Here is a 19659-nt window from a genome sequence, read left to right as displayed (position 1 = left end):
GAGTAATGAGGTCTGACATGTCCGACATCCGTCCCGCCCCGGTCTTTGGCGGAGAAAGCCTGTTGTTTCTGACAGATGAGCAACTGAGGCAGGGCATCGAGGCCATGTTTTTTGCCTATCGCGGCTTTACCGCTGATCCCGACCGTATCCTGACCGAATTGGCCTATGGCCGTGCCCATCATCGAGCCATCCATTTCATCAACCGAGCGCCGGGGACGACGGTCAACAATCTGTTGGCTATATTGGGTGTCACCAAACAATCGCTGAACCGCGTTCTGCGTAGCTTGATCGAAGACGGCCTAGTCGAAAGCCGGGTCGGAACAGTGGACAAACGCGAACGCCACCTATTTCTGACTGAAAAGGGTCAGGCACTAGAGGCCAAACTGTCCGACGCCCAGCGCGCCCGGATGCGTACGGCCTACAAAGATGCAGGTCCCGAGGCGGTAGCGGGGTTTCGTAAAGTGCTTGAAGCAATGATGGATGTTGATATGCGTCGTGCATATGCAAAACTGCGGGATACGACTTCATGAGCGAAATGGACGCCCATCTTCTGATCGTCGACGATGACGAGCGCATTCGCGATCTGCTCAAGAAATTCCTGATGCGCAGTGGATTCCTGGTGACATCCGCGCGGGATGCAGCACATGCGCGTCGGGTGTTGTCGGGGTTGGATTTCGATTTGATCGTGCTGGATGTTATGATGCCCGGTGAGGACGGCGTAAGCCTGACGCGGGCCTTGCGCGAAACGCATTCCACCCCGATCCTGCTGCTGACGGCCAAGGGCGAAACCGAGCATCGGATTGCCGGGTTGGAGGCAGGCGCAGATGATTATCTGGCCAAACCGTTTGAGCCAAAGGAGCTGTTGCTCAGAATCAATGCCATTTTACGCCGGATGCCGGAAACGCCTGCTCAGGACGCGGTGGCGAAGATTCTGCATCTTGGGCCAATTCGCTATGATATCGAGCGGGGTGAGATGTGGCAGGGTGAGGACCCGGTGCGTCTTACTGCGACTGAAAGCCAGCTGATGAAGATTTTCTCGGCCCAGCCCGGTGAACCGATCAGCCGCGCCAAGCTTGTCGAGGATTTGGGTCGTGACAAGGGTCAGGCGCAGGAACGTGCGGTGGATGTACAAATAACCCGCCTGCGTCGAAAGCTGGAGCAGGATCCGAAACAGCCTCGGTATCTGCAGACCGTACGTGGTGCGGGCTATATGCTGGCACCGGATTGATTAAGCCGCTGCGCGGCGATCTTATGCCTTCGGCGAAGGTATTTTTAGCCAGATGAAGTTGGGACCCCGATGAAAACCGCCCTTTTGACCCATGCAGATTGTCTAAATCACGTGACTCCGGAGGGGCATCCGGAACGTGTGGCACGGTTGGAACATATCCTTCATGCACTGGAAGATTTGGATTTGCAGCGCGTAACGGCCCCTTTGGCGGCGGATGACGATCTGCTGCGGGTACATCCGCAAAACCACATTAATGGTATCCTCGACAGCCGGCCCCCGGAGGGGTTCAAGCAAATCGACGGAGACACGTTTATGTCGACCGGGTCGGTTGATGCGGCCTATCGTGCCGCGGGTGCGGTTGTGCGGGCGGTTGATCTGGTTCTGGGTGGCGAGGTGCCGAATGCGTTTTGTGCCATACGACCACCTGGGCATCATGCCGAGACCGAGACGGCCATGGGGTTCTGTCTGTTCGGGAATGCCGCGCTGGCCGCCAAGCACGCGCTGGATCATCACGGGTTGAGCCGCGTGGCGGTGGTGGATTTCGACGTGCACCACGGCAATGGCACGCAGAACCTGTTGTGGGATGAGAAGCGCGCCTTGGTGATCACCAGTCAGCAAATGCCATTGTGGCCCGGTTCTGGCCGTCCTGACGAAACTGGCGCTTATGAGACGGTTCTGAACATACCTTTGGCCCCAGGCACAGGCGGAGCGGAGATGCGGGCAGCCTATGAAACAAAGGCCTTTCCACGTCTGCGGGCGTTCAATCCGGACCTGATCATCATTTCAGCAGGGTTCGATGCACACCAGGATGACCCGTTGGCCAATCTCAACTGGTCCACGGGCGATTTTGCCTGGATCACGTCAGAGCTGTGTAAGATCGCCGATGAAGTTTGTGGGGGCCGTATCATCTCGACTTTGGAAGGTGGGTATGATCTGAACGCACTGGCCGAGGCGACACGCGCCCATGTGGAAGAACTGATAAAGGCAGCACGATGACCGATACCCCAGTTGATCAGATGACGTTCGAACAGGCGATGAAAGAGCTTGAGGTCGTGGTGGGCCAGCTGGAACGCGGCGATGTCGCGCTGGACCAGTCGATCGCGCTGTATGAACGTGGCGCGAAGTTGAAGAAACGCTGCGAAGACGAGTTGAAGCGGGCCGAGGAAAAGGTTGCCGCGATCACTCTGGACGCAGATGGGCAGCCGACCGGGACGACACCTGTCGAAGGTCAGTAAATGTTTCGTGAAAGACTGGTGCAGGATGCCGCACGGATTCAGAATCACTTTGATCTGGTTCTGGGCGCGCTGGACGATCTGGATATAACCCATGCAATGGCCTATGCCACGTGCGGCGGAAAACGGCTGCGTGGGTTTCTTGTTCTGGAAAGCGCGCGGATGCATGGGGTTGGTCCGGCACAGGCAATCTGGCCCGCGACGGGGATCGAAGCATTACACGCCTATTCTCTGGTCCATGACGACCTGCCCTGCATGGACAACGACGAAATGCGGCGCGGACGCCCGACGGTACATGTGAAATGGGATGACGGCACCGCAGTTCTGGCCGGAGATGCCTTGCAGACTTTGGCCTTTGAACTTTGCACCAATGCCGAAGTCGGTACTGGCGAAATTCGTGCTGAGATGGCCCTGACACTGGCCAAAGCGAGTGGCGCACAGGGTATGGTACTGGGCCAGGCGCTGGATATCGCGGCCGAGACGGCAGCGTCACCTCTGACATTGGAAGAAATAACCCGATTACAAGCAGGCAAGACCGGCGCGCTGATCGACTGGTCTGTCTGTGCGGGTGCACGGCTTGCGCACGCAGACACAGGACCCTTGCGCCAATATGCCCAAGCTCTTGGCCTTGCTTTTCAAATCGCCGATGACATCTTGGATATCGAAGGCGATGCCGAATTAGCGGGCAAACGCCTGCAGAAGGACACCCAAGCGGGCAAGGCCACTTTTGTCTCGCATCTGGGTCTGGACGCAGCGAAATCCCGCGCGGCGGAACTGGTGGATCAGGCTTGTTCTGCATTGGATGGGTACGGAACGCAGGCTGAAACCTTGAAGGACGCCGCCCGCTTCGTTATTGCCCGGGACAGCTAAGCCGCAAGGAACGCGCTACAGATGACAACCGACCGTCCGCATACCCCTCTGCTGGATCTTGTGAACCGCCCTGCGGACCTCAAACAGTTCTCGGACGTGCAGTTGCACCAACTGGCGCACGAATTGCGGGCCGAGACGATCTCGGCCGTGTCCGTCACCGGCGGGCACCTGGGCGCCGGGCTGGGTGTCGTCGAACTGACCACCGCCCTGCACGCCGTGTTCGATACACCGCGCGACAAGATTATCTGGGACGTGGGCCATCAATGCTATCCGCACAAGATCCTGACCGAGCGTCGCGATCGCATTCGCAGCCTGCGCATGAAAGATGGTCTGAGCGGCTTCACCAAACGCAGCGAAAGCCCCTATGACCCGTTTGGCGCTGCGCATAGCTCGACCTCGATCAGTGCCGCACTGGGATTTGCCGTGGCCCGCGATCTGGGTGGTGTAACGCCCGAAGGTTTGGGCGATGCAATTGCGGTCATCGGTGACGGATCAATGTCGGCGGGCATGGCCTTTGAGGCGATGAACAACGCCGGGCATCTCGGCAAACGCCTGATCGTCATCCTGAATGACAACGAGATGAGCATTGCACCACCGGTTGGCGCGCTGTCGACCTATCTGTCGCGTATCTACGCTGAGGAACCGTTCCACGATCTCAAAGCCGCCGCCAAAGGGGCGGTTTCCCTGCTACCCGAGCCCTTCCGTGAAGGCGCCAAGCGGGCCAAAGATATGCTGAAAGGCATGGCGATGGGTGGAACACTGTTTGAAGAACTGGGTTTTTCCTACCTTGGGCCGATCGACGGGCACGATCTGGATCAGTTGCTGCCGGTACTGCGGGCAGTTAAGTCCAAAGCCTCCGGACCTATCCTGATCCATGTGTTGACCAAGAAGGGCAAGGGCTATGCGCCGGCGGAGCAGGCCCGGGACAAGGGTCATGCGACGGCGAAATTCGACGTTGTGACGGGCGAACAGAAAAAGACGCCCTCGAATGCGCCCTCCTACACGTCAGTATTCGGTAAGGCGCTGGCCGAAGCAGCTGCACAGGATGACAAGATCGTGGCGGTGACGGCTGCGATGCCGGATGGCACTGGGCTGAACCTGTTTGCCGAGAGATACCCGTCACGCTGTTTCGACGTGGCAATTGCTGAACAGCATGGCGTGACCTTTTCCGCCGCCCTGGCGGCCGGAGGGATGAAGCCCTTCTGCGCGATGTATTCTACCTTCCTTCAACGAGGCTACGATCAGGTTGTACATGACGTGGCGATCCAGCGACTGCCAGTCCGCTTCGCCATCGACCGAGCCGGTCTGGTGGGTGCGGATGGTGCCACACATGCCGGGTCATTCGATATCGCCTATCTCGCCAACCTACCGGGCATGGTGGTCATGGCCGCTGCGGACGAGGCCGAGCTGATGCATATGATAGCCACCGCCGCCGCCCATGACGATGGCCCCATCGCATTTCGTTATCCTCGGGGTGAGGGGGTCGGTGTGGATCTGCCTGATCGCGGCGAGGTGCTACAAATTGGCAAGGGCCGTATGATCCAGTCCGGCGCGCGTGTGGCACTGCTGTCCTTTGGCACGAGGTTAGCCGAAGTGCGCAAAGCTGCGGAATCACTGGCGGCCAAAGGGATCAATCCGACCATTGCCGATGCCCGCTTTGCCAAGCCGCTTGATCGGGATCTGATTCTACAGCTGGCCGCGAACCACGAAGCACTGATCACGATCGAGGAAGGCGCGGTTGGCGGTTTTGGCAGCCATGTGGCGCAGCTTCTGTCGGATGAAGGTGTGTTCGATCAGGGTCTCAAATATCGCTCGATGGTGCTGCCGGATACCTTTATTGATCAGGCCAGCCCTGCGGACATGTACGCCGTTGCCGGTATGAACGCCAAGCAGATCGAGGCCCGGGTGCTGTCCGTTCTGGGCGTCACGTCGATCGGTGAAAAGCGCGCCTGAGCCTGCCGTTACATCTTATGTGACCTCGCCCTTTTACCCTCCGAGCAACCCAAACTTTTGAAATAATGCATGTTTTATGCATGATTTTTACATTTCCGGGAAAAATATCAGCTCGGAAAATGACATAGGTCAATATTCTAAGGTTCGAGGTACACTAAAACCCGACTCAGGGTAGGCCCGACCTCTGCCCGTTTCGCACAAGGTAGCAAGCGCATGAATAAGCTAGCAAGCCGCCGCGCATTTCTTAAGGGAAAGGTGTCGCGCAATGATCAGACGTCCATCCGCCCTCCTGGGGCAGATGCGGACGAGTTTCTTGATCTGTGCACACGTTGCGATGAATGCCGCGAGGCCTGCCCCGAAGATATCATCAAATTCGATTCACAGGGTTGGCCCGTTGTGCAACTGGATGCAGGTCCCTGCACATTCTGCGGCGACTGCGCCAGCGCCTGCCCAACCGGTGCGCTCAACCCCGAGCAAGTCGAGGCCTGGCCTTGGCGCGCCAAGGTCGCCGCATCATGCCTGTCGATGAATGGTGTCAGTTGCCGGATCTGTCAGGACAACTGCGAACACGGCGCCATCCGCTTTCGGTTGCAAACCGGTGGTCGCGCGGAACCCGTACTCGATGCCGATACCTGCACCGGCTGCGGTGCCTGCGCCAGCGCCTGCCCTGCCGGATCCGTCAGCTTTGAACGCCACACCCCACCAACGAATGAGGTTACTCTATGAATATTTGTGGTTGCCTCGTCCATGTAACCCCCGAAACCACGCAGAGCGCCAAAGATGCGATTGCGGGTACAGACGGGGCCGAAGTTCATGCGGCGACCGAAGATGGCCGCCTTGTCGTTGTGGTTGAGGATACGCCTGAAAAAATGGCGTCCGAGACGATCACGGATCTACACCAGATCCCGGGTGTGATCTCTCTGACCTTGACCTATCATCATTTTGAAGACCTCGCGGAGACCCGTCCGCACCTCAACGCTTCTCGCCAGATCTAAAGCCGGAGACCCTTGTCATGACCATCTCTGAATCCCGTCGGACCTTCCTGAAGTCGACTGCCGCCGCCGCAACGGCCTCGGCCGCTGGTCTTCCCCTTGCAACCGGGCAAGCCAACGCTCAGGCCGGAAACCCGGACATCCGCTGGGACAAAGCCGCCTGCCGGTTCTGCGGCACCGGATGCTCGGTTCTTATCGGCACCAAGGACGGACGCGTGGTCGCCACCCAGGGCGACCCCGACGCGCCGGTGAACCGAGGGCTGAACTGTATCAAGGGTTATTTCCTGTCCAAGATCATGTACGGCAAAGACCGCCTGACCACGCCGATGTTGCGCAAGACCAATGGCGAATACGACAAGAACGGTGAATTCGAGCCTGTCAGCTGGGACGAAGCCTTCGACGTTATGGCCACCAAATGGAAAGAAGCCCTTGCCAAGAAGGGGCCAACCAGTGTGGGCATGTTCGGCTCGGGCCAGTGGACCGTCTGGGAGGGCTATGCCGCTGCCAAGATGATGAAAGCCGGTTTCCGTTCCAACAACATCGATCCGAACGCACGCCACTGCATGGCCTCTGCAGTAGTCGGCTTCATGCGTACATTCGGCATTGATGAGCCGATGGGCTGCTATGATGATTTTGAACATGCCGATACGTTCGTACTGTGGGGTTCGAACATGGCCGAGATGCACCCCATCCTGTGGTCGCGCCTGACCGACACGCGTCTGACCAAACCGGGGGCCGAGGTGCATGTGCTGTCGACCTATGAACACCGCTCGTTCGAGCTGGCCGACAATGGCATGGTCTTTGCGCCGCAAACCGACCTGGCGATTCTGAATTATATCGCCAACTACATCATTCAGAACGGCGCGGTGAACGAAGATTTCGTCAACAAACACGTCAACATCACCAAGACCGCCACCGATATCGGTTATGGCCTGCGCGACAGTCACCCGCTGCAGCAAGAGGCCGAAAACCCGAATTCGGGTAAGATGGAACCGATCAGCTTTGAGGAATATGCCGAGGCGGTTTCAAAATACACGCTGGAATACACCTCTGAACTGTCCGGCGTTCCCGCCTCTCAGCTCGAGCGTCTGGCCCAGCAATATGCCGATCCAAACCGCAAGGTGATGAGCCTTTGGACCATGGGCTTCAATCAGCACACACGTGGATCATGGGCGAACTCGCTGATGTACAATGTGCACCTGCTGGTCGGAAAAATATCTGAACCGGGCAACTCGCCCTTCTCGTTGACCGGCCAACCTTCGGCCTGTGGGACCGCGCGTGAGGTTGGTACCTTTGCCCACCGCCTGCCCGCCGATATGGTCGTAGCAAACGACAAGCACCGCGAGATTTGCGAGACCGCGTGGAAAATCCCTGCAGGCACCATCCCGCCCAAACCCGGCTTCCACGCCGTATTGCAGCACCGCAAACTGAAAGACGGCGATCTGAACGCCTACTGGGTGCAATGCACCAACAACATGCAGGCCGCACCCAACATCAACGAAGAAGGTTACCCCGGCTATCGCAACCCGGAAAACTTCATCGCCGTGTCCGATCCTTATCCGACCGTCACCGCCCTGTCCGCCGACCTGATCCTGCCCACCGCTATGTGGGTCGAGAAGGAAGGCGCCTATGGCAACGCCGAGCGTCGCACGCAGTTCTGGCGCCAGCAGGTGAAAGCCCCGGGTGAGGCGAAATCTGACCTCTGGCAGTTGATGGAGTTCTCAAAACGCTTCACCGTTGAAGAGGTTTGGGGCGAGGAACTGCTGGCCACCATGCCCGAACATCGCGGCAAGACCATGTATGACGTACTATTCGCCAACGGCACGATCGACAAATTCCCGCTGTCGGAAACCGCCGAAGGGTTCGACAATGACGAGTCCGAGCACTTTGGCTACTACGTGCAGAAGGGCCTGTTCGAGGAGTATGCCGAGTTCGGTCGCGGCCACGCACACGATCTGGCGCCGTTCGAAATGTACCACCAGGCGCGCGGCATGCGCTGGCCGGTCGTGGACGGCAAAGAGACGCTCTATCGCTTCCGCGAAGGCTATGATCCTTACGTACCCGAAGGTTCTGAGGTGAAGTTCTATGGCCATAAGGACGGCAAGGCCAAAATCATCTTTGCCCCATACGAACCCGCCGCCGAGGAGCCGGATGGAGAGTACGATCTGTGGCTTTGCACCGGGCGTGTTCTGGAACACTGGCACTCGGGTTCTATGACCCGCCGTGTGCCTGAATTGCACCGCGCCTATCCTGCCGCTGTGGTCTACATGCACCCAGAAGACGCCCGCGACCGTGGCCTGCGCCGGGGACAGGAAATCGTACTGTCCACTCGTCGCGGTGAGGTCGCCAGCCGGGTCGAAACCCGGGGCCGGAACAAAGTGCCGCGTGGACTTGTGTACATGCCATGGTTCGATGAGAGCCAGTTAACCAACAAGCTGACGTTGGACGCGACATGCCCACTGTCGAAAGAGACCGACTTCAAGAAATGCGCCTGCAAGGTCGAGCGCGCGTAACAGGCTGGCAAGGCAAAGGTCGTCCCCATGTCTCGTGTTGGCACACCCCTCTCGCCGCAGCGGCGTCGGTTCCTGCAGGACTCGGCGCGCGCAGCGGGCGGCTGCGTGGCAGCCGGTTCGGTGCTGGCCTGGCTGGCGCGGGACGCACGGGCGTTGCCAGCCGAAGCGTTGCGGCCCCCCGGTGCCTTGCTGGAAAATGACTTTCTGTCCGCCTGTATCCGCTGCGGTCTGTGCGTGCGGGAGTGCCCCTATGACACGCTGAAACTGGCGGAACTGGGTGTCGATGCGGTGGCCACTGGAACACCGTATTTCACCGCGCGCGATGTTCCCTGCGAGATGTGTGACGACATCCCCTGCGTCGCGGCTTGCCCGACAGGGGCGCTGGACCCCGGATTGGACAACATCGACGACGCCAAGATGGGTGTGGCCGTTCTGGTCGATCAGGAAAACTGCCTGAACTTCCTCGGCCTGCGCTGCGATGTCTGCTATCGCGTCTGCCCCGTCATCGACGAAGCCATCACGCTGGAAGTCGAGCACAACGCGCGCTCGGGTCACCACGCGATCTTTATCCCAACCGTTCACGCCGATCACTGCACCGGTTGTGGTATGTGCGAAAAAAGCTGCGTTCTGCCCGAGGCCGCGATCAAGGTACTGCCTGCCCGTCTGGCTCGTGGCAGCAGCGCAGACCACTATCGCAAAGGTTGGGAAGAGAAAGAGGCCAAGGGTTCCCCCCTTGTCGAAGGCATCATTGATCTACCTGACCGCTTGCCGGGTCCGGGGACGGATAACCTTGTCGCTCCGGGTGGGTTTGAGCCCAGTTTCCAATTGCCGGAGGTCACCCAATGACCGCCCGCACTCGTATGCCGCTCGGGCAAGAGGCCATTGCCACCAAAGGCTGGCTGGGTGCCCATAAATACCTGCTGTTGCGACGCACCAGCCAGTTGTGCTTTCTGATGTTGTTTTTGCTCGGGCCATGGTTCGGAATCTGGATCGTGCAGGGCACTTTGGCCGGGTCGCTGACACTGGGTGTACTGCCGCTGACTGACCCATTTGTCTTTCTGCAAAGCCTGATCGCCGGACACTGGCCCGAACTGACTGCGGCCATCGGCGCGGCCATCGTACTTGTGACTTATGCTCTGATCGGAGGCCGCGTCTATTGTTCATGGGTCTGCCCGATCAACCCCGTCACAGACGGCGCGCATTGGCTGCATCGCAAGCTGGGTCTGCAAAAGGGATGGCAGCCCAAACGTGGAACACGCCTCTGGATCATGGCGACCGTCCTGATCGTATCTGGCCTGACCGGCGCAATTGCGTGGGAATTGGTCAACCCGATCACCATGCTGCATCGCGGGCTGGTATTTGGCATGGGATTTGTCTGGGCGATGGTCGCCGCGATCTTCCTGTTCGACCTGTTTGTCTCACGCCACGGATGGTGCGGTCATATTTGCCCCGTGGGCGCGTTCTACGGTCTGGTGGGCAGCAAAGCGCTGCTGCGGGTCAGCGCTGCGAGCCGCAGCGCCTGCGACGATTGCATGGACTGCTATGCCGTCTGCCCGGAAAACCACGTCATCTCGCCCGCGTTGAAAGGCAAAGGCGACGACACCCCGCTGATCCTGTCGCCCGATTGCTCCAATTGCGGCCGCTGTATCGATATCTGCGCCGAAGACGTTTTCAAATTCACCCATCGGTTCGACGCCCTGAGCGTCGCGCCATCGGAACCAACCGCCGCGCCCCAGTCGCGCGCCTCAAGACCTTTTTGAAGGAGTGAGACAATGAAAAAGCCGATCCTTATGGGCCTTGCCCTGATCCCGCCGCTGCTCCTCGGTGGCCTGGCCCTTGCGCAATCCGCCGGGGTCACCAGCCTACGCGGCGCCGAGGTGGATGAACCTGCCATTGTGGATCAGGTGCATCGCACCGTCGAAGGCCGTATGCAGCGCAACTATCGCCAGCAGCCACCGCTGGTCCCGCACTCGATCGAGCAATACCAGATCGATCTGCGCACCAATCAGTGCCTGTCGTGCCACGACTGGACCAAAGCCGGTGAGCGCAACGCGCCAACACTGTCGATGACCCACTATCTGGACCGCGAAGGGCGAGAGTTGGATCAGATCGCGGGCACACGGTACTTCTGCAATCAGTGTCACGTACCGCAAGCCGATGCGCTGCCACTGGTCGATAATACTTTTGAACCTTCCTCCGGGAACTGAACTCAGGTCGAAAAGGAGAGCGCGACATGTCCGACTCCCAAGAAAAACAAGGGCTCATCCGGCGCCTCTGGACCTGGTTCTGGAGCCCGATTGCCGTCCTCAGCGTCGGTTTCATCCTGCTGGCCGGATTTCTGGCAGGCATCCTGTTCTGGGGTGGGTTCCACTGGGCGCTGGAGCTGACGAATACGGAAGAGTTCTGCACCTCGTGTCACACGATGGAAACGAACCTTGGCGAATACCGCGAGACGATCCACTACAACAACCACTCGGGCGTGCGCGCGATCTGTTCAGATTGTCACGTCCCGGACGAGTGGAACCACAAGATCAAAGCCAAGATCATGGCCGTGAAGGACGTTTATCACGAACTTGCCGGTACAATCAGCACGCCAGAGAAGTATGAGGATCATCGTCTCGCCATGGCCTCTGCCGTATGGAAGAAGATGAAGGAATCCGACAGCCGCGAATGCCGCAACTGTCACAACTTTGACTATATGGATTTCACCCTTCAGGAAACCCGCGCCGCCAGCGAACATCAGCGCGCGATTGACACTGGAATGACCTGCATCGACTGCCATCAGGGCATCGCGCACAGCCTGCCGCCCGACTATCTGGAAACCTACCAGAAGATCTCGGAAGCAGTGGATGGTGAGGTTCTACAGAAACACGCAGCCGCGTCAGGGGACGATATCCGCTCGTTCCTGAACAAAAGCTCGGATTAAGGTGGGGCAGAGATGTTAGAGTTACTTGGAACCATCGGTGGCAATGTCTTGGGCCTGCCCGGCATTCTGGGTCTGGCACTGGGCATGATGACGCGCCAATATTGGCTGGGCGCCCTGATGGGCGGTCTGGTTGGTCTGATCGCACCCATGCTATTTGCTGGGTGGCAATTTTCCCACGTTGGAGCGATGGCGTTGTCGATCGCAATCATTGTTGGGGTCTGCGCTGGCAGTCTGGGCACTGCTATTCGCCGCAAGGGCGCAACCGTCTGAAACACACCGACCCGGCAGGAATGCCGGGTTACCGCCCCCAGTTTTCCGCCGGATCGCTTTCCGCATAATCCCGCAACAAAGCGATATCCGAGATTTCGGCATGGTTGCGGTTGATCTTGACCCCCACCGCCTTGAGCCTTGAAAACGCCCGGCTCAGGCTTTCGGGTTTCATGCCCAGACGGCCTGCAATCAGCATCTTGTCGTAAGGCAGAGCGACATCGCACCCGCCCTTATCACTGTCGCAAAGATTCAACAAAAACTCTGCCACGCGCTGCGCGCCTGTCTGCGCCTTGAGCTGTTCAAGCTGTGCCACCAGAGAATGCAGATGGGTGAAAGTCGCGGCCAGGATCGAGATACCGATTTCGGGATCTTCCTTCATCAACGAAATCAGGATCGGGCTGGGGATATGCATGACATCGCAGGCCGATACCGCCTCGGCCGAGACCGGGTAGGGAACATTGCGCAGCGCCACGGCTTCGCCAAAACTGTCGCCACGGGTAAAGACGCTCACCACCGCTTCGGCACCGGTGGGGGTCATGCGAAACAGTTTGACCCAACCCTCAAGCACGACGTGGATGGCCCGCGCCGTTTCCTCCTGCAGGAAAATCGTCTCACCGCGGTCATATTGGCGCCAGATCGCGTGGCTCAGCAAGGTTTCCACATGCTGTTCCGGTAAACTGCGCAGCAGCAGCGACTGCCGTGCGATCGCCTTTTGTGCTTCGTGAGACAAGAAAATACCCCTGTTACTTCCTGCCGGCGCAAACGCTCGGTTGGTCCATCCCTGTCCCACGCTATGACAGAGCCGGCAGATATGCACCATAGTATTATGTTCCGTGAACTTGACAATTGTCATGTTGCGGGATTGTCCGCTGACCTATCTTCAGCCCAAAGCCAGTATTCCGGGGAGCAAGTAAGATGGACTACGAGCAATTTTTTACTCAGAGCCTCGACACTTTGCGTGACGAAGGAAATTACCGTGTTTTCATCGACCTGCAACGCCGTTGTGGTGCATTCCCAAATGCACGACAAACCGATGGTTCTGTGCAGCGAGACGTTCGCATCTGGTGCTCGAATGACTACCTGGGTATGGGCCAGCATCCAACCGTGATTGAAGCCATGCATGACGCGTTGAACCGTTGCGGTGCGGGCGCGGGTGGGACGCGTAACATTTCCGGAACCACACATGACCATGTGTTGCTGGAAACCGAGCTGGCCGATCTGCACGGCAAAGAGGCGGCGTTGCTTTTCACGTCCGGCTATGTGTCGAACTGGGCCGCTCTTGGGACGCTAGCAGCTAAAATCCCCGGCCTGATCGTATTTTCCGACGCGCTGAACCACGCCTCGATGATCGAAGGTATACGCCACTCACGCGCGCAAAAAGTGATCTGGAAGCACAACGATCTGGAAGACCTTGAGGCGAAACTGGCTGCCGCCGACCCGGAGGCCCCCAAAATGATCGCGTTCGAATCTGTCTATTCGATGGACGGTGATATCGCGCCGATCAAAGAGATTTGCGATCTGGCCGACAAGTATGGTGCGATGACCTATCTGGATGAGGTCCATGCGGTTGGCCTATACGGCCCGCGCGGCGGTGGCATAGCCGAACGCGAAGGACTGATGGATCGTTTGACCGTGATCGAGGGCACTCTGGGTAAAGCGTTTGGCGTTGTTGGTGGCTATATCGCAGCCTCGGCGGCGCTTTGCGATTTTGTACGTAGCTTCGCCAGCGGGTTCATCTTTACCACCGCCCTTCCGCCTTCGATTGCCGCCGGGGCTGCGGCCTCTATCCGGCATCTAAAACAGTCCAAAGCCGAACGTGACCTGCAACAAACCCGTGTGGCCCAAGTTCGTGCGCGGCTAGATGCCGAGGGTATTCCACATCTACCCAACCCCAGTCACATCATCCCGGTGATGGTCGGCGACCCGGTGAAGTGCAAGTTCATCTCGGACACGCTGCTGGAGGAGTTCGGCATCTACATCCAGCCCATCAACTATCCCACAGTTCCCAAAGGCACCGAACGTCTGCGCATCACGCCGTCTCCGGTTCACACGGATGAGGATATCGACCAACTGATCGGTGCGCTCTCGGCTCTGTGGCAGCGTTGTCAGATCGCGCGGATGCCGATGGCGGCCCAATAACCCAAAGCACCCCCTCGCTTGAAGAACTGCCGCCTTACGGGGCGGCTTTTTCTTTGGCTAAGGCAGGTAATTGGCAAGAATGACCAGCGCGAAACCCGCAACCACTATCGCGATAGCCTTGCGGCGCTGCTGGACCGTTTGCAAAGCCAAGACTACGCGTGTGTGCCTGCCGGTTAGGCGCGTTGCCTTCACCATAACTGAAAAGAACATCTTGCTTAGATAAAAGGCGTTAACCGACCGGAAGTAATTTCCGTTCTGAAACTAATAGTTAAATAGAATAGTGGTGCCTCAAGAGGGACTCGAACCCCCGACCTTGTCCTTACGAAGGACCTGCTCTACCAGCTGAGCTATTGAGGCGACGCGGAAGCTCGTTTAACGGCAGTGCGCGGTTCTTTCAAGTACGGATCGCTCGGCAGCATCGCTGTTGACCCGTTCGCAATGATCCCTCATCCTGATGCCGACCTGATCCGCCTGTCGGGTTTGGTTGGTTTATCAGATATTTGCCAAGGTCATTTGAATGCCCGGAATTTCGCAAAAGACTTATGTGCTGGATACCCACCGGCTGCGCGACCCGGAAGAGACCCTTGCCATCGTCAAACCGTTTCTCAAGCAAATGGGCATCAGCCGTATCGCCAATCTGACCGGGCTGGACCGGGTTGGATTGCCGACTGTCATGGTGACGCGTCCGAACTCACGCTCGGTCGCTGTTTCTCTGGGCAAGGGGCTATCGCTGAGCGCAGCTCAGGCATCGGGCGTGATGGAGGCGATTGAATCATGGCACGCAGAACGGATCGAACTGCCGCTGCGCTTGTCCAGTTTCGCCGATCTGGCACAGGATCGCGTGGTAGATATCGACCGTCTGCCCCGTGTGACTGGCGGGCAATTTGACCCGCACCGCGCGATGTTGTGGGTGCAGGGGCGCGTCCTGCCATCAGACCAGACCTGTTGGGTGCCTTATGAGATGGTGGATACCGATTACACCACATCGCCGGTGGGCGGGCAGCGGGCGTTTCCGAGAACCACCAACGGGTTGGCCTCGGGCAATGATGTAATCGAAGCCAGCTGCCATGCGATCTGCGAGCTGATCGAGCGTGACGCGACCACACTTTGGCATCATCAGGGCGCAACGCCACGGGTCGACCCGGCAACGGTGGATGATCCCCGTTGCCGTCAGGCGATGGATCGGTTTTCGGCGGCGGGGCTCGAACTTGGGATATGGGACACGACATCGGATATCGGCATCGCCAGCTTTCGCTGCGCGATCGGTGAAATAGGTGGAGCGGCGGGCCATATCGGCATTGGAGATGGCTGCCATCCGGATCGCGCCATCGCATTGCTGCGCGCATTGACCGAGGCAGCGCAAACCCGGCTGACTTATATCTCGGGTGCACGGGATGATCTGGACCCCGAGGAGTTCTCCGACAGCGCGCGGAGCTGGCGTAGCCGATACGTTCACGACTTGATCGATGGTTCGCCTGCGACCGACGATTTCTCCTCGTGCCCGACCTATGTAACCGAATCGTTCTCCGAAGATTTGTCGCTATTGCTGACCCATCTCGCATCGGTGGGTATGGATCAGGTCGTGACCGTCGATCTGTCGCGGCCCGAGATCGACATTGCCGTAGTTCGCGCCGTGATACCGGGACTTGAAGCCCCCCATGACGACCTCGATTTCATCGCCGGACCCCGGGCGCAGGCGGTGACGTCATGAGTGCGGTTGTCTTTGTCGGGCCCACGCTGCAGGCCGAAGTGGTTCGGAAATACTTTGACGCAACGATCCTGCCTCCGGTTCAGCAGGGCGACGTGTATCGTGCGGTGCGGGGCCAACCCCGCGCGATCGGGATTATTGATGGCTATTTCGACGGGGTGCCTTCGGTCTGGCACAAGGAAATCCTCTGGGCGATGGAGCAGGGCATACCAGTCTTTGGCAGTGCCAGCATGGGTGCATTGCGCGCCGCGGAGCTGGCCGATTTCGGCATGATCGGGATCGGGCAGATATTCGAGGATTACCTGAGCGGTGCGATTGAAGACGATGACGAAGTGGCGGTTCTGCACGGCCCTGCCGAACTTGGGTTTCCTCCACTGAGTGAGCCGATGGTATCGATCCGCGCTACGATCGAGCAGGCACAGACTGAAGGTCAACTAGGGACTGCGGCGGGCTCTGCGCTGCTGCGTACCGCCAAGGAACTTAACTACCGGGATCGGGTCTGGGACCGGATCATGGCAGGGCAACCCGATCTGGAAGGCTTTCAACGCTGGCTGCCCAAGGGTCGGGTTGACGCCAAAGGCGATGACGCGCGGGCGATGCTGGCTGAAATGGCCCGGTATTTGGCGGCGGGCGCTGTCACACCAGTTCCTCAGCGCGTCGAGCGCACGCTGGCCTGGCGCGAACTCTGCACCCGGGTCGACACCGAAACCACACGACAGGAAAGCGGCGCACGGGCGCTGGTGGATGAGTTGCGGCTTGACCCGGCGCTTTATAACCGTCTGCGTGACCGCGCTGCGCTAAGTCTGCTGTCGAAGGACAAGACCCACAGGCAAGGCCGCGAACCCGATAAACAAGCCTTGCTGCGGCAGATGGCCGAGCATCGGCGAGAGGCCCGGCTGCCCCGCCACGCCGATCTATTACAATGGCTGCAGGAAAATGACCTGAGCCTTACACAATACGAGGCGATGCTGGCCGACAGGTCACGCATTGATATTGCAGTCGGGGCGCTGGCCGACGATCTGGATGACGCATTGTTGGCCGAGCTTCGGCACTCGGGCGACTATGGCACCTTGCGTGCGCGTGCCCAGCGCAAGGCCGAGCAGCTTTTGGAACCAGACAACGCCAATGTCACGGCGAACAGAACGCAATCACTGATGTGGTATTTTGAAACACGCCTTGACCGAGCGATGCCGGATGATCTTGAATCATATGCAATAGGGTTGGGTCTTGAGGGGCGTGATGCCTTTGTCGATCTGATCGAAGCAGAATTCTTGTTTTGCCATTTGGACTTCAACCCGGCTGATCAGCAGCCCGATGTAATGTCGGGCATTCAGCCGGACGGATAACGGGAGGAAACATTGACGATCTGGCCCGACTACTCGGAAAATGAAACTCCGGGCACGCGGTTCTTGCTCTATCCGCAATCGCCGTATCTGGAACCGGGCTTGAAACCCGAACTGGTTGAAATTTCGGCTCCGCAAGGCACAATCGGGCCGGGGCCTTCGGGGCCGCGTATGTATGCGATGTACCCGATCGACAAGACGACCCCTTATGGCGCGATGATCGAGGGCGAAGATGGCCCCCAGATGTATCTGCCCGCCTGGGACGGCTATATCCTGCCCCCACCCGAGCCGGACGAGTTCGGCAATTTCATCCATATCGATCCCGACGATCCGGCGTTTGAGGCTGCACATCTGTTCGGATCGGCCCATTTTACCATGGATGTGTGGGAGGGGTATTTCGGCCGTTCGATCCCGTGGCATTTTGAACGTGATTTCGAACGGCTGGAGCTGTCGCTGCTACCCGGACTCGATAACGCACACATAGGCTGGGGCTTTCTGGAAACCGGCGGCACCCGTGAACATGGTGACGAATACCGGCCCTACAGCCTGAACTTTGACGTGGTGGCGCATGAAATCGGACATGCCATCATCTACAGCGTCATCGGCTTACCATCCGAGGATGACGCCACGGGCGAGTATTACGGGTTCCATGAATCAGCGGCTGATATGGTGGCGTTGCTGGCCTCGTTGCATTTCGGCTCGGTGGTAGATGAGGTGCTGAAGAATACGCGCGGAAATCTCTATACCTATAATCGACTTAGCCGCTTTGCCGAGCTTTCGCAGAATGCCCAGATCCGCATTGCCGCAAATGACCGCACCCTGTCCGAATTCTCGCATGGGTGGTCCAGTGAGCACGCGCTTTCGGAACCGCTAACCGGCGCAATGTTTGATATTCTGGTCGATATCTATCACGAAAGGCTGGTCGCCCATGGCGTGATCAACCCAGAGATGGAGGACCTGTCCGACGAGCTGGAAGGGACCGAAGAATATAACGCGATCATGCAGGACCTGTTCGACGAGCATTACGCAGCCAATCCCGAGGGCTTTCGCGTCGCGTTGATTGAAGCGCGGGATTTACTTGGCTCTTACCTGGCGGACGCGTGGGAAAAGCTGGATGCCGACTTGCTGAGTTATTTCGGTGTCGAACGCGCGCTGGTCGTGGTTGATCAGGAGATAACCGGCGGTGCGTTCCGGCAGATCATCGAAAGCAATTTCCGAATGCGCGAGATCGGACTGACGCGGCCGGGGCCTCGGCTAACCAAGCCGGACGGGTCCAGCCATGCGGCTTCGGTACGTACATTGTCGCCCGAGGTGAAAGAACCTTAAAGTCTTTGTTTTTGCCGCCATTTTATGTCAGTTTATCCGCACGGGGTGATAATTTGACAATCGACGCGCACTGAATGCGCAAACTGGGACAGGCGAGGCCCATGGCTCCGTCGACCCCCGATAGGGAGAAAGTGATATGTCTGAGTCCTTACTCAGTTTTTCCGAGGTATTATTGTTTGGGCGAGAGTTAAGCGATCTGAAATTGAAACAACGCTCAGTTCGCCTGGCTGAAGAGGTCGCCGACAACTATAATTTTGATACAAAATTTACCAAGATTGACGGTGTGGCTGTTCGGGAAGACGACAGGGTTCTGGTCCAGGTTGGTGATGCGGCAAACGAAAAGTCCGGTATCTACAAGGTGGTCAAAACGGCCGACGCCAAGTTCAAATTCGACAAGCGCAAGAAGGTCTCGCACGACTCGTTTGTCTATATCCGCCGAGGCCGCCAGTTCAAGAACACATATTGGCAGCAGACCGCGAACCGGCACAAAGAGCAACTGTTCATCGAACAGGATGACCGCAGGAGGGGTCGCGGCGTAAATAATTTTATCGGCGACCAGTTCGGAGGCGATGCACGGCTGGCCCGGATTTACGGCTTCGCCTACGACGGCACCTATTACGAGATGCCCGAACCGACGATTTTTCTGGTCCACGGTCACGGCGAAAGTGCCACGGGCGGCAACCTGCCCTACGGGTTCAAACTGGATAGCGCTGGGAGTGATACCACGCAGCAAACCGCGCGCGCACCGATGAACCCATCGGTCTCGGGCGTGGCTGCGGCAGACTACCAGATTGCCAGCGATATTCGTGTCTGGAACTACGATCAGGCTGATTATACCCTCCGCATGGATATCGCGGCTGGTCAGATCGAAGAAGTGCTGCTGGACGTCTATTTCGAATACGACGCCCCGATGATGGCCGGAGCCAAGGTATCCGGAGCAAAAGTCAGTGGAGCGAAGGTTTCGGGTGCGAAAGTCAGCGGGGCCAAGGTGTCCGGCGCCAAGGTCAGCGGGGCCAAAGTGAGCGGCGCAAAGGCGCGCGGCGAATAGGACCGACTGAGTACGAATGAGGGGCGCGCAAGCAAGCCATACCTCATGCGAGCAATGTTGCTGATCACGTACCTGCAGGTGTGTGATCAGCAACACCTCAATGATCGGGTT

At 58.5% G+C, this 19659-nt stretch carries 20 protein-coding genes and 1 tRNA gene; 19 read left to right on the top strand and 2 right to left on the bottom strand.

What is annotated here, in order from left to right:
• The first annotated feature begins 17 nt into the window (after positions 1-17).
• The 14 genes from BLU89_RS12465 to BLU89_RS12400 all read left to right on the top strand — a co-directional run bounded on the left by BLU89_RS12465 (position 18) and on the right by BLU89_RS12400 (position 11984).
• A complete protein-coding gene (locus BLU89_RS12465; protein ID WP_074737170.1) occupies positions 18-530 on the top strand; it encodes a MarR family winged helix-turn-helix transcriptional regulator in 513 nt (170 codons plus the stop codon).
• A complete protein-coding gene (locus BLU89_RS12460; protein ID WP_074737169.1) occupies positions 527-1228 on the top strand; it encodes a response regulator in 702 nt (233 codons plus the stop codon). The genes BLU89_RS12465 and BLU89_RS12460 overlap by 4 nt, the downstream gene beginning before the upstream one ends.
• Positions 1229-1297: 69 nt before the next feature.
• Positions 1298-2224 (top strand): histone deacetylase family protein, encoded by a 927-nt coding sequence (locus tag BLU89_RS12455; RefSeq protein ID WP_074737168.1) that lies wholly within the window; start codon positions 1298-1300, stop codon positions 2222-2224.
• The gene (locus tag BLU89_RS12450; protein ID WP_074737167.1) at positions 2221-2463 is read left to right on the top strand and encodes an exodeoxyribonuclease VII small subunit; all 243 of its coding nucleotides are present in this window, start codon (positions 2221-2223) and stop codon (positions 2461-2463) included. Before BLU89_RS12455 ends, BLU89_RS12450 begins: the two co-directional genes overlap by 4 nt.
• The gene (locus BLU89_RS12445; RefSeq protein WP_074737166.1) at positions 2464-3330 is read left to right on the top strand and encodes a polyprenyl synthetase family protein; all 867 of its coding nucleotides are present in this window, start codon (positions 2464-2466) and stop codon (positions 3328-3330) included. It begins immediately after the preceding gene.
• A gap of 21 nt (positions 3331-3351) precedes the next feature.
• Entirely contained in the window at positions 3352-5283 is a 1932-nt protein-coding gene (gene dxs, locus BLU89_RS12440) for a 1-deoxy-D-xylulose-5-phosphate synthase (RefSeq protein WP_074737165.1), read from the top strand.
• A gap of 213 nt (positions 5284-5496) precedes the next feature.
• Positions 5497-6009, top strand: a complete 513-nt coding sequence (gene napF / locus BLU89_RS12435; protein ID WP_074737164.1) for a ferredoxin-type protein NapF — start codon at positions 5497-5499, stop codon at positions 6007-6009.
• On the top strand, positions 6006-6278 hold the full coding sequence (locus tag BLU89_RS12430; protein WP_074737163.1) for a chaperone NapD: 273 nt from the start codon (positions 6006-6008) through the stop codon (positions 6276-6278). Before napF ends, BLU89_RS12430 begins: the two co-directional genes overlap by 4 nt.
• 17 nt (positions 6279-6295) lie before the next feature.
• On the top strand, positions 6296-8788 hold the full coding sequence (napA, locus tag BLU89_RS12425) for a nitrate reductase catalytic subunit NapA (protein WP_074737162.1): 2493 nt from the start codon (positions 6296-6298) through the stop codon (positions 8786-8788).
• Between the two features lie 27 nt (positions 8789-8815).
• Positions 8816-9634, top strand: coding sequence for a ferredoxin-type protein NapG (gene napG / locus BLU89_RS12420; protein WP_074737161.1), 819 nt, complete (start codon positions 8816-8818; stop codon positions 9632-9634).
• On the top strand, positions 9631-10548 hold the full coding sequence (gene napH / locus BLU89_RS12415) for a quinol dehydrogenase ferredoxin subunit NapH (protein ID WP_074737160.1): 918 nt from the start codon (positions 9631-9633) through the stop codon (positions 10546-10548). The genes napG and napH overlap by 4 nt, the downstream gene beginning before the upstream one ends.
• A gap of 12 nt (positions 10549-10560) precedes the next feature.
• On the top strand, positions 10561-10995 hold the full coding sequence (locus BLU89_RS12410; protein ID WP_074737159.1) for a nitrate reductase cytochrome c-type subunit: 435 nt from the start codon (positions 10561-10563) through the stop codon (positions 10993-10995).
• A 26-nt stretch (positions 10996-11021) separates the two neighbouring features.
• Positions 11022-11714, top strand: a complete 693-nt coding sequence (locus BLU89_RS12405; RefSeq protein ID WP_074737158.1) for a NapC/NirT family cytochrome c — start codon at positions 11022-11024, stop codon at positions 11712-11714.
• Between the two features lie 12 nt (positions 11715-11726).
• Positions 11727-11984 carry a hypothetical protein gene (locus BLU89_RS12400; protein WP_074737157.1) on the top strand — a complete coding sequence of 86 codons (258 nt, stop codon included), beginning with the start codon at positions 11727-11729 and terminating at the stop codon, positions 11982-11984.
• 28 nt (positions 11985-12012) lie between these two features.
• Here the strand turns inward: BLU89_RS12400 and BLU89_RS12395 are convergent, their stop codons facing one another.
• Positions 12013-12714 (bottom strand): Crp/Fnr family transcriptional regulator, encoded by a 702-nt coding sequence (locus tag BLU89_RS12395; protein ID WP_074737381.1) that lies wholly within the window; start codon positions 12712-12714, stop codon positions 12013-12015.
• A 185-nt stretch (positions 12715-12899) separates the two neighbouring features.
• On the opposite strand from BLU89_RS12395, the gene hemA reads away from it, so the two are divergent.
• Positions 12900-14123 carry a 5-aminolevulinate synthase gene (gene hemA, locus BLU89_RS12390; RefSeq protein WP_074737156.1) on the top strand — a complete coding sequence of 408 codons (1224 nt, stop codon included), beginning with the start codon at positions 12900-12902 and terminating at the stop codon, positions 14121-14123.
• Between the two features lie 281 nt (positions 14124-14404).
• Here hemA and BLU89_RS12385 read toward each other — a convergent pair.
• Positions 14405-14480: transfer RNA gene (locus BLU89_RS12385), tRNA-Thr, on the bottom strand.
• A gap of 160 nt (positions 14481-14640) precedes the next feature.
• On the opposite strand from BLU89_RS12385, the gene BLU89_RS12380 reads away from it, so the two are divergent.
• From BLU89_RS12380 to BLU89_RS12365, 4 genes are all read left to right on the top strand, one after another.
• Entirely contained in the window at positions 14641-15834 is a 1194-nt protein-coding gene (locus tag BLU89_RS12380) for a YcaO-like family protein (protein ID WP_074737155.1), read from the top strand.
• The gene (locus tag BLU89_RS12375; RefSeq protein WP_074737154.1) at positions 15831-17177 is read left to right on the top strand and encodes a TfuA-like protein; all 1347 of its coding nucleotides are present in this window, start codon (positions 15831-15833) and stop codon (positions 17175-17177) included. The genes BLU89_RS12380 and BLU89_RS12375 overlap by 4 nt, the downstream gene beginning before the upstream one ends.
• Before the next feature lie 12 nt (positions 17178-17189).
• Entirely contained in the window at positions 17190-18500 is a 1311-nt protein-coding gene (locus BLU89_RS12370; RefSeq protein ID WP_074737153.1) for a gluzincin family metallopeptidase, read from the top strand.
• A gap of 136 nt (positions 18501-18636) precedes the next feature.
• Positions 18637-19548, top strand: coding sequence for a pentapeptide repeat-containing protein (locus tag BLU89_RS12365; protein ID WP_074737152.1), 912 nt, complete (start codon positions 18637-18639; stop codon positions 19546-19548).
• The last annotated feature ends 111 nt before the right edge of the window (positions 19549-19659 follow it).

The organism is Ruegeria halocynthiae (assembly GCF_900106805.1).
In the GTDB taxonomy this organism is placed as follows: domain Bacteria; phylum Pseudomonadota; class Alphaproteobacteria; order Rhodobacterales; family Rhodobacteraceae; genus Ruegeria; species Ruegeria halocynthiae.
This window is presented reverse-complemented; position numbering and strand designations above follow the sequence as displayed.

Bases quoted from the DNA above. Each gene is read 5' to 3' on its own strand.
- BLU89_RS12465 (WP_074737170.1), top strand. From the start codon at position 18: ATGTCCGACATCCGTCCCGCCCCGGTCTTTGGCGGAGAAAGCCTGTTG.
- BLU89_RS12460 (WP_074737169.1), top strand. From the start codon at position 527: ATGAGCGAAATGGACGCCCATCTTCTGATCGTCGACGATGACGAGCGC.
- BLU89_RS12455 (WP_074737168.1), top strand. From the start codon at position 1,298: ATGAAAACCGCCCTTTTGACCCATGCAGATTGTCTAAATCACGTGACT.
- BLU89_RS12450 (WP_074737167.1), top strand. From the start codon at position 2,221: ATGACCGATACCCCAGTTGATCAGATGACGTTCGAACAGGCGATGAAA.
- BLU89_RS12445 (WP_074737166.1), top strand. From the start codon at position 2,464: ATGTTTCGTGAAAGACTGGTGCAGGATGCCGCACGGATTCAGAATCAC.
- dxs (WP_074737165.1), top strand. From the start codon at position 3,352: ATGACAACCGACCGTCCGCATACCCCTCTGCTGGATCTTGTGAACCGC.
- napF (WP_074737164.1), top strand. From the start codon at position 5,497: ATGAATAAGCTAGCAAGCCGCCGCGCATTTCTTAAGGGAAAGGTGTCG.
- BLU89_RS12430 (WP_074737163.1), top strand. From the start codon at position 6,006: ATGAATATTTGTGGTTGCCTCGTCCATGTAACCCCCGAAACCACGCAG.
- napA (WP_074737162.1), top strand. From the start codon at position 6,296: ATGACCATCTCTGAATCCCGTCGGACCTTCCTGAAGTCGACTGCCGCC.
- napG (WP_074737161.1), top strand. From the start codon at position 8,816: ATGTCTCGTGTTGGCACACCCCTCTCGCCGCAGCGGCGTCGGTTCCTG.
- napH (WP_074737160.1), top strand. From the start codon at position 9,631: ATGACCGCCCGCACTCGTATGCCGCTCGGGCAAGAGGCCATTGCCACC.
- BLU89_RS12410 (WP_074737159.1), top strand. From the start codon at position 10,561: ATGAAAAAGCCGATCCTTATGGGCCTTGCCCTGATCCCGCCGCTGCTC.
- BLU89_RS12405 (WP_074737158.1), top strand. From the start codon at position 11,022: ATGTCCGACTCCCAAGAAAAACAAGGGCTCATCCGGCGCCTCTGGACC.
- BLU89_RS12400 (WP_074737157.1), top strand. From the start codon at position 11,727: ATGTTAGAGTTACTTGGAACCATCGGTGGCAATGTCTTGGGCCTGCCC.
- hemA (WP_074737156.1), top strand. From the start codon at position 12,900: ATGGACTACGAGCAATTTTTTACTCAGAGCCTCGACACTTTGCGTGAC.
- BLU89_RS12380 (WP_074737155.1), top strand. From the start codon at position 14,641: ATGCCCGGAATTTCGCAAAAGACTTATGTGCTGGATACCCACCGGCTG.
- BLU89_RS12375 (WP_074737154.1), top strand. From the start codon at position 15,831: ATGAGTGCGGTTGTCTTTGTCGGGCCCACGCTGCAGGCCGAAGTGGTT.
- BLU89_RS12365 (WP_074737152.1), top strand. From the start codon at position 18,637: ATGTCTGAGTCCTTACTCAGTTTTTCCGAGGTATTATTGTTTGGGCGA.